Origin of the sequence: Rhizobium sp. WYCCWR 11146 (assembly GCF_013591995.1) — a bacterium.
GTDB classification, from domain to species: domain Bacteria; phylum Pseudomonadota; class Alphaproteobacteria; order Rhizobiales; family Rhizobiaceae; genus Rhizobium; species Rhizobium indicum.
This window is the reverse complement of the sequence record NZ_JACCEY010000016.1, coordinates 387,356-399,403: the sequence shown is the minus strand read 5'-3', so window position 1 is coordinate 399,403 and position 12,048 is coordinate 387,356. Positions and strand designations below refer to the sequence as shown.

14 protein-coding genes and 1 pseudogene are annotated in these 12,048 nt (G+C 60.4%); 6 read left to right on the top strand and 9 right to left on the bottom strand.

Annotation, left to right across the window (positions count from 1 at the left end):
* From HX899_RS35030 to HX899_RS11955, 5 genes and pseudogenes are all read right to left on the bottom strand, one after another.
* Window positions 1–113, bottom strand: a pseudogene (locus HX899_RS35030) (aspartate/glutamate racemase family protein); the annotation flags it as partial.
* Between the two features lies 1 nt (window position 114).
* Window positions 115–936: an ABC transporter permease gene (locus HX899_RS11970; RefSeq protein WP_181292550.1), complete on the bottom strand. Its 822-nt coding sequence runs from the start codon at window positions 934–936 to the stop codon at window positions 115–117.
* A gap of 1 nt (window position 937) precedes the next feature.
* Window positions 938–1,852 carry an ABC transporter permease gene (locus HX899_RS11965; RefSeq protein ID WP_181292549.1) on the bottom strand — a complete coding sequence of 305 codons (915 nt, stop codon included), beginning with the start codon at window positions 1,850–1,852 and terminating at the stop codon, window positions 938–940.
* A gap of 300 nt (window positions 1,853–2,152) precedes the next feature.
* Window positions 2,153–3,451 carry a PotD/PotF family extracellular solute-binding protein gene (locus tag HX899_RS11960; RefSeq protein ID WP_129419799.1) on the bottom strand — a complete coding sequence of 433 codons (1,299 nt, stop codon included), beginning with the start codon at window positions 3,449–3,451 and terminating at the stop codon, window positions 2,153–2,155.
* Window positions 3,452–3,505: 54 nt separating this feature from the next.
* Window positions 3,506–4,594 (bottom strand): ABC transporter ATP-binding protein, encoded by a 1,089-nt coding sequence (locus HX899_RS11955; RefSeq protein ID WP_181292548.1) that lies wholly within the window; start codon window positions 4,592–4,594, stop codon window positions 3,506–3,508.
* Between the two features lie 266 nt (window positions 4,595–4,860).
* Here HX899_RS11955 and HX899_RS11950 point away from each other — a divergent pair, with 266 nt between their 5' ends.
* Window positions 4,861–5,571 carry a GntR family transcriptional regulator gene (locus HX899_RS11950; protein WP_181292547.1) on the top strand — a complete coding sequence of 237 codons (711 nt, stop codon included), beginning with the start codon at window positions 4,861–4,863 and terminating at the stop codon, window positions 5,569–5,571.
* A 63-nt stretch (window positions 5,572–5,634) separates the two neighbouring features.
* Here HX899_RS11950 and HX899_RS11945 read toward each other — a convergent pair whose 3' ends face one another.
* Together HX899_RS11945 and HX899_RS11940 are read right to left on the bottom strand one after the other, a co-directional pair.
* Window positions 5,635–6,048 (bottom strand): DUF4174 domain-containing protein, encoded by a 414-nt coding sequence (locus tag HX899_RS11945; RefSeq protein WP_129419797.1) that lies wholly within the window; start codon window positions 6,046–6,048, stop codon window positions 5,635–5,637.
* 219 nt (window positions 6,049–6,267) lie between these two features.
* On the bottom strand, window positions 6,268–6,651 hold the full coding sequence (locus tag HX899_RS11940; protein ID WP_129419796.1) for a hypothetical protein: 384 nt from the start codon (window positions 6,649–6,651) through the stop codon (window positions 6,268–6,270).
* A 360-nt stretch (window positions 6,652–7,011) separates the two neighbouring features.
* Between HX899_RS11940 and HX899_RS11935 the strand changes: the two genes are divergently transcribed.
* Window positions 7,012–7,218 carry a hypothetical protein gene (locus HX899_RS11935; RefSeq protein WP_129419795.1) on the top strand — a complete coding sequence of 69 codons (207 nt, stop codon included), beginning with the start codon at window positions 7,012–7,014 and terminating at the stop codon, window positions 7,216–7,218.
* Window positions 7,219–7,242: 24 nt separating this feature from the next.
* Complete coding sequence (locus HX899_RS11930; protein ID WP_138330465.1) at window positions 7,243–7,482, top strand: DUF2934 domain-containing protein; 240 nt, start codon at window positions 7,243–7,245, stop codon at window positions 7,480–7,482.
* A 42-nt stretch (window positions 7,483–7,524) separates the two neighbouring features.
* On the opposite strand, the gene HX899_RS11925 is transcribed toward HX899_RS11930, so the two are convergent.
* Both HX899_RS11925 and HX899_RS11920 read right to left on the bottom strand, forming a co-directional pair.
* A complete protein-coding gene (locus tag HX899_RS11925) occupies window positions 7,525–9,450 on the bottom strand; it encodes a DUF5054 domain-containing protein (protein WP_181292546.1) in 1,926 nt (641 codons plus the stop codon).
* Window positions 9,451–9,825: 375 nt separating this feature from the next.
* Window positions 9,826–10,020, bottom strand: a complete 195-nt coding sequence (locus tag HX899_RS11920) for a hypothetical protein (protein WP_018242928.1) — start codon at window positions 10,018–10,020, stop codon at window positions 9,826–9,828.
* A gap of 123 nt (window positions 10,021–10,143) precedes the next feature.
* Between HX899_RS11920 and HX899_RS11915 the strand changes: the two genes are divergently transcribed.
* From HX899_RS11915 to HX899_RS11905, 3 genes are all read left to right on the top strand, one after another.
* Window positions 10,144–10,869 carry a LuxR family transcriptional regulator gene (locus tag HX899_RS11915; RefSeq protein WP_138330463.1) on the top strand — a complete coding sequence of 242 codons (726 nt, stop codon included), beginning with the start codon at window positions 10,144–10,146 and terminating at the stop codon, window positions 10,867–10,869.
* A gap of 199 nt (window positions 10,870–11,068) precedes the next feature.
* A complete protein-coding gene (locus tag HX899_RS11910) occupies window positions 11,069–11,734 on the top strand; it encodes an acyl-homoserine-lactone synthase (RefSeq protein ID WP_003541559.1) in 666 nt (221 codons plus the stop codon).
* Entirely contained in the window at window positions 11,731–11,934 is a 204-nt protein-coding gene (locus tag HX899_RS11905) for a hypothetical protein (protein ID WP_138330462.1), read from the top strand. The genes HX899_RS11910 and HX899_RS11905 overlap by 4 nt, the downstream gene beginning before the upstream one ends.
* Window positions 11,935–12,048: the final 114 nt, after the last annotated feature.

Sequence of the window (12,048 nt, the reverse complement as noted above, 5' to 3'; positions counted from 1 at the left end):
CGCGAGGTGGCCGCGATGATCTCCGTGCCGGATGCCGCCACCGCTCGCGCGGCGGTGGCGGCCTTCTCGGTCATGGAGGCCGTGGTGTTCGGATTGACGATGAGAATGCGCATGTCAGTTTATCTTTGCCTGCCGCCGGCTGAGCATCGTCATGATGCCGAGTGCGATGAGAATGATGGTGAAGGAAAACAGCGTCGTCACCGTGCCGAGCGCATAGAGCACCGGCGTCGTGACGTTGGTGGTCATGCCGTAGATTTCGAGCGGCAGCGTGTTGTAAGTGCCTGATGTCATCAGCGTGCGGGCGAATTCGTCGTAAGAGAGCGTGAAGCCGAACAGGCCGACGCCGACGAGGCTCGGCGCGATCATCGGCAGCACGACATGGCGGAACGTCTGCCAGGAGCTGGCGCCGAGGTCACGCGCCGCCTCTTCATAGGCCGGCGAGAAGCGGTTGAAGACGGCAAACATGATCAGCACGCCGAACGGCAGCGTCCAGGTCAGATGGGCGCCGAAGGCCGACGAATACCAGGCGGGCTTCAGCCCTCCCTCCTGGAAGACGACGCCGATGCCGAGCGATATGATGATCGACGGCACGACGAGGCTGGCGACCGTGGCATAGAACAGCGCGGTCGAACCTCGGAAACGGCGCCGGAAGGCAAGGCCGGCGAGCAGCGAGACGACAACGGTCACCGCCATCACCATCAGCCCGAGGGTGAAGGAGCGGCGGAACGAGGCGCCAAAATCGCCGACCGCCTGCTTCTCGAACAGGTTGAAGAACCAGTGCGTGGAAACGCCGTTCATCGGGAAGGTCAAACCGCCGTCCGGCCCCTGGAAGGAGAGGATCAGGATCGCCGATAGCGGGCCGTAGAGGAACATCACGAAGATGATGAAGAAGAGCGCCAGCAGATAGAATTCAAGGCCGCGTTTTTCGTGGCTCATCTCAAAGCTCCTTGCGGATGTCGACGACACGCAGGATGGCCGCGACCATCAGCAGCACCACCGCAAGCAGCACCACGGCATTGGCGGCAGCCGCCGGATATTGCAGCAGCGACATCTGGTTCTTCATCATCAGCGCCACCGAGGCGCTCTGCCCGCCGGACATCACCTGCACCGTCGAAAAGTCAGCCATCACAAGCGTCACGACGAAGATCGTGCCGATCGCCATGCCGGGTTTGGCAAGCGGGATGACGACGTTCCACAGCACCTGCCAGCCGGAGGCGCCGGCATCGCGCGCCGCCTCGAAAAGCGACCGGTCGATGCGCATCAGCGTGTTGAAGATCGGCGTCACCATGAACAGCGTATAGAGATGCACCATGGCGAGCACGACGGCGAAATCGGAATAGAGCAGCCATTCGATCGGCTGCGGGATGATGCCCATCTTGATCAGCGTCGAGTTGATGAGGCCGTTGCGCCCGAGCACCGGGATCCACGAGATCATGCGGATGATGTTCGACGTCATGAACGGCACGGTGCAGACAAGGAAGAGGATCATCTGCGTCGACGTCTTGCGGATGTGGAAGGCCAGGAAATAGGCGACCCAGAAACCGATGACGAGCGTCAGCGCCCAGACGATCGCGGTGAATTTCAACGTGTTGAGATAGATCTTCCACGTCACCCACGAACCGAGCGTGTCGGTGTAGTTCATCGTCAGGAAATCGGGATAGAGACCGGCAAAGTCGTAGTCCCAGAAGCTGACAACCGCGATCATGGCGATCGGCAGCAAGAAGAACAAGCCGAGAATGACAAACAGCGGCGTCGCCTGGAGATAGGAGATCGCCGATGGGGAAAGCTTCAGTCCGCGCCCGCCGCGCGCACCCTGGCCATCCTCCTCCGTTTCCGCTGCGATGGTCGCCATATCCGGTTCTCCGTTCTGATTTGGAACGAAGGTGCGTGCCGCCCCCTCATCCGCCTGCCGGCACCTTTGCCTGGGTCGAGCCACTGGTCTCGCCCCGTCCTTCGGACCCCCGCTGGGGAGAAGAGATTCGCGGCAGCGCCTAGGCTACCGCGAACCTTGATTTTGTCTCATGACGCAGCCACGGACTCCCTCTTCTCCCCAGCGGGGAGAAGGTGGCCCGAAGGGTCGGATGAGGGGGCGGAGCGAAGCGACGTCTTGAGCATCGCGAAAGACAGTGGCTCTCCGCCCTCTCGACGTGGGTCAGGCCGCGATGAACTCGTTCCAGCGGCGGACCATGTAGCGGTCCTCGTCCATGACGGAGTTCCAGCAGGCCACCGCTCCCATGCGGGCTTCGAAGGAGCCGCCGTCGCGAACGGCGCCGGCCTTTTCCATCACCTTGCCTTCGGGAGACAGGATGTCGCCGGCAGCCGGCTTGCCCTCGATCCAGTAGCCCCATTCGTCGGCCGACATGAATTGCTTGGCAGTGTCCATGCAGGCGGAATAATAGCCCTGGCGGTTGAGGTAGCCGCCGACCCAACCCGACGTGTACCAGTTGATGTATTCATAGGCGGCATCGAGCTGCGCGCCCTTGAGGTGCGAAGCAAGACCGAGACCGCCGCCCCAGGCGCGGTAGCCTTCCTTGAGCGGCTGGAAGGTGCAGGCGATGCCCTTCGAGCGGACGGCGGCGACGGCCGGAGACCACATCGACTGGATGACGACTTCGCCCGAGGCCATCAGGTTGACGCTTTCGTCGAACGACTTCCAGAAGGCGCGGAACTGGCCGTCGCCCTTGGCCTTGATGAGGAATTCGATCGTCTTGTCGATTTCTTCCTTCGTCATGTTGCCCTTGTCGGCATATTTGATCTTGCCGGAGGCTTCCATGATCATCGCCGCATCCATGATGCCGATCGAAGGGATATTGAGGATCGCGGTCTTGCCCTTGAAGGCCGGATCGAGAATGTCGGCCCAGCTGGTGATCGGACGGCCGGTGAGATCAGGACGGATGCCGAGCGTGTCGGCATTGTAGATGGTCGGAACCATCGTCATCCACTGCGTGGGCTCCTTGGCGAACTTCTTGGAATCCTGCGCTTCGACGAAACCGACCGTGTGCGGCGCCGTGCCTTGGGCGATGACACTGTCTGCCTTCAGCTTGCCGTTGATGAACAGCGGCACGATCTTGTCGTAATATTTCAGCTTCTTGACGTCCATCGGCTGCATGACGCCGGTCGGGAACACCTTCTTGGCGATCCAGTATTCGACGTCGGCAATGTCGTAGCTGTCAGGCTGGGTGACGGCGCGCTGGGCGGCGGCGTCTGAATCAGTCGCCGTCATCTCCAGCGTGATGCCGAGATCGGCTTTGCACTTCTCGGCAATGGCATTGATGTTCGAAACGCCGGTGCCGAACTGGCGAAGCGTGATGTTCGTCTGCGCCCAGATGGTGGGAAAGCCGGTGATGGCGCCGGAGCCGGCGATGGCGCCGACGGCGGCAGCACCCGTCTTCAGCAGCGTGCGGCGGGAAAGACCCTTCTCCGCCTTGGTCGATGTCGTTTCAGTCGTCATGTCAGTTCCCCTTTTCTTGGATATGGAAGGTTCAGTGTTCTTGATGGTGATGGCTCATGCGGAAGAGCGGCCGAGAAGCACGGCATCCTCGAGCGCCCAACTGAGCGAAACGGCATCGCCGACGGCGACCGGCCGGGCGAAATAGTCGCCGTCCTCGGCAATGACGGTGAAGTCGTCGCTGCCGGCGCCGATAACGGTGATTTTCACGGAAGAGCCGCGATATTCGATGTTGGAGACGATGCCGTCGAAGCCGAGTGTCCACTCGGTCGCCACCTCCAGGCGCACGCGATCGGTGCGGATGCCGATGTCGACGGGCTCGCCGACTTCCCTGCCCGTTCCGCGCACGGAAAAACTCTGCCCCTCAGGCACGGTCATGACGAGCACGCCGTTCTCGCTCGAAGTCACCCGGCCGGACAACACGTTGTGGTCGCCCATGAACCGCGCGACGAAGGCCGTCGCCGGCCGCTCGAAGACTTCGCGCGGGGCTGCCGCCTGCTCGATCCGGCCGTCATTCATGATGACGATGACGTCGGCGAGCGCCATCGCCTCTTCCTGGCTGTGGGTGACGTGCACGAAGGTGATGCCGAGCGACTTCTGCAGTTTCTTGAGTTCGGCGCGCATGCGGATCTTCAGGAACGGATCGAGCGCCGATAGCGGCTCGTCGAGCAGCAGCGCTTCCGGATCGGTGATCAGCGCGCGCGCCAGCGCCACGCGCTGTTGCTGGCCGCCGGAAAGCTGGGCCGGACGCCTGTTGGCATAGGCCTCCATCTGCATCAGCTTGAGCATCTCGAGCGCCTTCGCCCGCCGCTCCTGCTTGTCGACGCCTTTCATCTTCAGGCTGAAGGCGACGTTGTCGATCAAATCGAGATGCGGGAAGAGCGCGTAGGACTGGAACATCATCGCCGTGCCGCGCCTGGCCGGCGGAAAATCGGTAACGACGACATTGCCGAGACGGATATCGCCCGACGAAATGCTCTCGTGGCCGGCGATCATACGCAGCGTCGAAGTCTTGCCGCAGCCCGACGGGCCGAGGAAGCAGCAATAGGAGCCGGCGGGGATCTTCAGGCTGATCGCATGGACCGCCGTCGTCGCGCCATAGACCTTCGAAACGGATACTATATCGATCTCTGCCGCTTTCGACATCATACCTTCCCCTGTTTGGAAAAGACAATGCATCTGCCGTGCCAGACTCCGTTTCTTGAGGTAAGCACTTGCAAAACAAAGTTTTTATCGAAGTTGTAATTGAGAGATCAAATTATAGGCGCAGCGCTATCTGCACATGATTTAGGCTATCGTGCGCAATTTGTGCAAAACATTGTATACAATATCACCGCCATTTCGGGCACAAATTCTGTTTAACTTTGGCGCGAAGCCGGGTATGGTTTGCCGACCATCAGGAAATAAATTTCATGAAATCCGCCGCCAAGGCTCAGCAGGCCGAAGACTCCGCCGATACCGGCGCGCAGCAGATCCGCGATGCCATTCGCGAAGCGATCGTCGAGCGCAGGCTTTCGCCCGGCACCAAGCTTTCGGAAAGCGATGTCGGCAATCTCTTCAATGTCAGCCGCACGCTTGCCCGCGCCGCCCTGCAGGCGCTCTCCTATGAAGGCCTCGTCAGCGTCGAGAAAAACCGCGGCGCCTTCGTCGCCTATCCCTCGCCGGAAGAAGCTCGCCAGATCTTTTCCGCCCGCCGCCTGGTCGAACCCGGCATATTGCGCGAGGCAGCGGCGCGGATCACGCCTGACGATATTACTCATCTGCGGCAGCTTCTGCTGGAAGAAGGTCGCCTGATGAGCGAGCGTGGCCAGACCGCGCGCCGCGCTGAAATCAAGGCATCGGGCGATTTTCATCTGATGCTGGCGGTCATATCAGGAAATTCGATCATGCAGCGCTTCATGGAGGAACTCGTCGCCCGCTCGTCGCTGGTGATTGCGCTCTACGGGCAGTCGACCGCATCGAGCTGCGGCCATTCCGAACATGGTGACATTATCTCGGCCATCGAAGCCGACGAACTCGATCGCGCCTGCCAGCTGATGCTGCATCACATCGCCCATATCGAGGCCGATCTTGACCTGCGCGAACGAAAGAGCCTCGGCCTCAAGGAAGCCTTCGAACTCTGAACATGCAAAGGTTGCGGGCGCAGATGCTCCACCGCCCGCCGCTTCCAACGGACTCTCGAAACACTACCAAGGCGTCTTCTTCGGCAACATCTCAAAAGCCGCGAAGATATCCTCGGCGCTCATCGGCTCGCTCGAGCGCAGCTTAACGGTTCCGTCGCGTCCGATCAGGATCAGCCCGAACTCGCCGGATGGCGGTCCCTGCAGGCGATCGCGAATATCGTCGGCATCGAGTTCCCAGTCATCGTCGAACAGCGCAAACGCGCCGCCGCCGGCAATGCTGAACACCTCGACGTCTTCCTCGATCAAGCGCATATGCGCCTTCCGCAGCCATTCGTCCTGGATGAGCGCGCGGTCATCTTGCGCATCGGCGAAGATGATCAGCACCCGCTTCCTGTCGCGAAACTGCTCGAGCGATTGCGGAAGCTCAGGCTCACGCCTGGGTGTACCCATGATTTCATGAACAATAGATTTCAGCATGGTGCTCATTCCTCGCCCGTCACCACTGCATAACTCTTAAATCGGGATCGACTTAAGGATAGATTATGCAGCAATTCAAAGTGCTACAGCGCCCTTTGCGACTCTCGAAAAGGGCGCTGTAGTAGCGGGCTGTGCCTGCCGAATTAAACGGCTGGGAATGAGCGAGGTTCCGCCAAAAAGCGGAAAAGGATCGCAGCCATGGCCGCGATCCTCACCCTATCAGTCGCGGCCCTGGTCTTCGGACGCGTGGGCCGAAACGGCAACGAGATCCGCAGCCCCAGTGACGAGAAGTCGCTTGCGCACCAGGACGCGCATGACGCGCGCCGCCGTCGAGAAGGTCATCTGGTCGAGCGGGCCTTCGCCCTCCCACGGCTTGGTCAGCCGTTCGGTGACGGCGCCGACGATGTTCATCGGCACGATGTCGGTGCATTCGCGCATGGCTTCGAAAACGAAGCTGATGGGGATGACCCGTCCTTCGTGGGTCACGATCGGTTCGGTCAATTCGCTGTCCCATTCCTCGAAGGCATAGAGCGCTTCACGAAACAGCTGCTGGAGGTTGAACGGCGCGTGGCCGTCATGAAGTGGCGGCAGTGCATTCATCATGTCTGTCTCCTCTTGATGGGTTGAAGCCAAAGTCCTCCGGTATCGGTCGCGCCAACGCGGGGAACGGAACGTTTTGCTGCCCCTGCGAACCGAATAACACTATTGATTCTATAGAGTAACGCGCCGGGGTAAAGCCCATTTATCCGCCGCCGCGGAAGCGAATTCCATAACACGCTGATATTCTTGCGTGTTTTAGACGAAATTTTCTCCGCGCACACCAGCCTTAAAAATCTATGCCATCCGCCTGAGATCGCTCCGGAATGGCACGGCGAGGCGAAAAAACCCTGATAATTCACGGAACTTTTGTCTTTGTAATTTGTTTTGTTCTCACATTCGCAAAACACACTGGGGTTATCACCAATGACGCAAATCCGTGAACCGGAGCGCCGAAGCAAGATCCTGCGCGGCCGCCCCTATAGCCTTGACGAATTCGCCTCCAAATATGGCCTGCGCGGCGAGCAGGCAGAAAGCCTGTTTACCCGTTTCGGGCCCTCCTCGATCGAACTCGACCTGCTGATGGCAGCCAAGCGCCGGCCGCCGGTTCTGCAGGACAGAATTGCCGAATAACAATTTGATGAATGGAATGGATAGATGAGCGACAGACGCCACGAATGGATCAGCAAAAGAGCTTACGCGATTTGGGAGGAACGCGGCCGGCCAAATGGGCGCGACGACGAGCACTGGCGCCAGGCAGTTGCCGAACGCGACGCGCTGGAGCGCACGCAGGCCTCCTCCGATGGCCGCGAGGTGCTGGTGAAGTTTCGCCCCAAGCCGCAGCGGCCCGAAGCGCCACGCGCCGGTTGGTTCAACCGAACCGCAAACGTCGGCTGAATCTTTTCTCACATCGGCCGGGCCGCTTGCGGATCGAGCGGCTCAATCGAGCCTGAGCCGGAAGCGCGCCTGAAAATCTCCCTGCCACCACATGGGGAAATTGGTTCCCCACTTATTGTTGTGCAGATTGAAGCGGATGCCGGCGGTAAAATCCGGCAGCGTCCTGCAAAACGTCATGAAATCCGAGCTTTGCGGCGCAACCAGCGGCGCATCGAAGGTTTCGATCGTCAGCGGGCCATCGGCAAGATCACAGCGTGCTGATGTCACCGCCTGCAATTGTGCCCCGCCGCTTGTCGCAATATTCCCCGATCGGTGCCAGAGGCCCATCTTGCGGAAATTCCAGTCCGCCGCACCATCAGGCGTGAAGGAAAGAAAGCTTGCCTCCGGCATGCGGTTGGCCGGCTTGTCATGCAATGTCAGGCTGAGGTCGAGGCGATCGCCCTCGGCGGTGAAATGCAGCATCACATGCGGCGGCGCGCCATAATTCTGCACGGCCTCGGCCGGCATCGACAGAAGGATGCCCGCCGCTTGGGTCGCTTCCAGCCTCGGAAGAAAAACCTTCGAAAGTGCAGCCCCCGACTGGGCAAGCCCCGGTTTGTCATGGTCGAGCACCGCCCATTGCTGGCGATGGGTCAGGTAGGTCTCCATGTGGCTGATAACGTCGCCGGGATCGTAGCTCTCATATCGATAGGCGATCAGCGAGCCGTCGCAGCCGGAGATCGTCCGGCCGGAGGGAGAGGTGATTTCGGCCACATCGCCGCTCGCACCGTCGAGCGCGATCGACCAGCCACCGGTCTGCAGGCGAAGCTCCCGCCCACCGCCCTTGATGACGGCAGGCGTGGCAAATTCGGCAAGTACGCTCTGCGCTGCCTTCCGGTCCGTCTCGTCGAGCTGCGAGACCGCCTGGTCGAGATAGGCGCGCTGCTCGTCCCATGAGGCTTCGGTATAGGCGAAGCGATAATCGGATCGGCGTGCGGCCTCGAAATCGGCCCGCGACCACGCCTTATCGTCGCGCAAATAGGATTTGATATCGACGCCGCAGGTATGTTCGGCCACCATCGCCAGTCCGCGCCCGAAGGCGAGACGTCGCGCGTCGAGCCCATCCGCCGCGAAGCGGTCGTAGAGCCGCTGCAGCGCGAGAAACCGCGCCGTCTTCACCGGATCGCTGCCGCTGCCATGGATCCAGCTGTCGCCGAGTTCCAGCTCGACAACAGGGAAACGCTCACGCTCCCTCCAGAGAATGGCGCCGTAATCCTCGAGCGTCGCCGCGCGGATGATCGCATCCGGCTCACGGGCGCGTAATTCGCGATAGGCCTCGGCCGTCTGCGGCACACTCTGCGGCCCGATATTGTCGTTGGTATGGGCAAAGCTCAGCCCATCCTCGATACCGTCGGGGAAACAGGTCTCGCCGTAGGAGCGCTGATACATGACGACCACCTCCTCGCCACCGGGAGCCCGCCAGCGGAAGATGTCGGGCACATCAGGCGGCGGTGAGGCCGTATTGACGCCGAGATGCAGGAAGCGGATACCCGCCTCGGATAGCAGCGGCACCATGCCGAGCGTATGGCCGGGCACATCGGTCATCTTCGCCGCGATCGTCGTCTTGCCGAAGCGCCGGTCGAGCTCCTGCGAATAGGAAAGCCCGGCCCGAAAGAGATCCGGCGACATCAGCTCCGTATGGGTGGTGAACGGCAGCCCGTGCCAGCGGATCAGCCCGCGCTCGATCGCCTGTTCCAGCGCTGCCACCTCGGCGGCAGAGCGCGAATTCAGATGATCCCAGATCAGCCAGGCGCCGGTCGTCCAGATGAATTTCGGCTCGTCGGGATTTTCGGCATGAAAATGCTTGGCCGTTTCGATCGCCTGCGGAATGAAGCGCTCGTGATATTGCCGGCGGACTTTCTCGGCATGGTCGGTAAAGCCGATATCGAGATGGGTCTTGAAGACCAGATGCACGCGCTTTTCAGTCATTCCATTTCACACATCGGGCGATTTCACACATCGGGCGATTTCACACATCGGGGATGCCATCCGAAACGTTTCTGCAGTCAGCGCTGCCATAGGCCATCGGAGTGTAACCGTTTCCACAAACACCATTGCTCCAGCCGCAAACGCGCCGTCAAGCGATTTTGGCACAGATCAATGAAATGAACGGGATTTCTTAACCATGAATTCGGAAACGTCGCCGTCCGGCAGTTTAATCGTAGAATCGAATCGCGACAAGAATGAAGACGTGTTCATCGATAATTATATAGAACGGCGGCGGGATTTTCTGGCCGCCTCGCCCGGGGTGCGTTGTTGAGCCAAGGAGAAAAAGCCTGAGCCGTTCCTCCGCAAGGCTGATTGTCAGAAGGCGTTGGTTTCCTGGCAGAGCGCCCGGTGAACCTCGGTCCAGAACAGCGCCAGCGGCCTGTCGCCGTTGCGTTCGGCAACGAGCGCGCGGATCAGCGCTTCGGAGCCCGCCATGTCCTGCCAGCTGGATTTCAGGCCCTTGGCGGCCTGTTGGCATTCGGCAATCTCGAATGGTCTCTTGCTGTCCATATGAGGTCTCCTCATGACAGGCGCTAGCAGATGGAACCCAGATTGTCATTCCCCGCATATGTGGGGATGCCTTGTATTTATGACGGCCCTCGCGGTAGGATTGAGGGGATTGGGGCAGTGGAAATGATTGAGAATACCTATAGCGAAAAGTTCGAGTCCGCTTTCGAACAGATCAAGGCTGCAGCCAATGTGGATGCCGCCATCCGCATTCTCCAGGCTGAATATGGCCTCGATTTCGTCACCTACCATCTCGCCCAGACGATCGCGAGCAAGATCGATTCGCCCTTCGTGCGCACCACCTACCCGGATGCCTGGGTCTCCCGTTACCTGCTGAACAGCTATGTGAAGGTCGATCCTATCGTCAAGCAGGGCTTCGAACGCCAGCTGCCCTTCGACTGGAGCGAGGTCGAGCCGACGCCGGAGGCCTATGCCATGCTGGTCGACGCCCAGAAGCACGGCATCGGCGGCAACGGCTACTCCATTCCCGTCGCCGACAAGGCGCAGCGCCGCGCCCTCCTGTCGCTGAATGCCCGGATACCGGTCGAGCAATGGACCGAACTCGTCCGCCGCTGCCGCAACGAATGGATCGAGATCGCCCATCTCATCCACCGCAAGGCCGTCTACGAGCTGCATGGCGAGAACGATCCGGTGCCGTCACTGTCGCCGCGCGAAATCGAGTGTCTGCACTGGACGGCGCTCGGCAAGGATTACAAGGATATTTCGGTAATCCTCGGGATATCGGAACACACCACGCGCGATTATCTGAAGACCGCCCGCTTCAAGCTTGGATGCGCCACCATTTCGGCGGCCGCCTCCCGGGCCGTTCAATTGCGCATAATCAATCCCTAAAGCGCGTCGCGATCTTCAGATTCGCTCTTCCCGCTTTAGCTCTTTGTTTTTACGCATGTCGTTATCGCAAAACCGCTGCACAGTTTTGCGCGACATGCTCTGCCCCCCCTCATCTGGGGGGGCCCATCTGAGGGAATTTCCGATCCGGCCCGCATGAACCATTCTGCTTTCCACGAACTTGAAAACGCTGGAGGGCAAAATGTTCGTTATCATTCAGGCACATGAGTATCAGAAATACGCTGCCGTACTCGACCAGATGTTTCGCCTGCGCAAGAAGGTCTTCGCCGATACGCTCGGCTGGGATGTTCCCGTCATCGGCCCTTACGAACGTGACAGCTACGATTCGCTGGCTCCCGCCTATCTCGTCTGGTGCAACGACAGCCGCACCCGTCTTTATGGCGGCATGCGCCTGATGCCGACGACAGGCCCGACCCTTCTCTACGACGTCTTCCGCGAGACGTTTCCCGATGCCGCCAATCTTATCGCTCCAGGCATCTGGGAAGGCACGCGCATGTGCATCGACGAGGAGGCGATCGCCAAGGATTTCTCCAATGTCGATGCCGGCCGCGCCTTCTCCATGATGCTGCTTGCGCTTTGCGAATGCGCGCTCGATCACGGCATCCATACGATGATTTCCAATTACGAGCCCTACCTCAAGCGTGTCTACAAGCGCGCCGGCGCCGAAGTGGAAGAACTCGGCCGTGCAGACGGTTACGGCAAATACCCCGTCTGCTGCGGCGCCTTCGAAGTATCGGACCGCGTGCTGCGCAAGATGCGCGCCGCCCTCGGCCTCACCCTACCCCTTTATGTCAGGCACGTGCCGGCCCGCTCGGTCGTGACCCAATTCCTGGAGATGGCAGCATGAACCGCCTCGCTGAAACCACCACGCAGACTGCAATACAGAAGGATATCGGCGCGCTGGAGCGCCATGTTCTCGCATCCCGCGACATCGCCACGCAGATAGGGGATCCCTTCCTCTCCTATCTCCTCTCGATGGCGCTGTTTACGATCTACGAGAAGAAGGCCCATCACGAGAATGAGGCGCTGAGGAGCAGCTTCAGCTGAGGGCCGGTTCCCCTCCGCCGCCTGAAGACGAGCATGTCTCCCGGCGCCTCGCGCGCAGCCGCAAAAACAGTCCCCGTTTTGCGGCTGCGCGCCCCTGTCACCTCATCAGGGCAT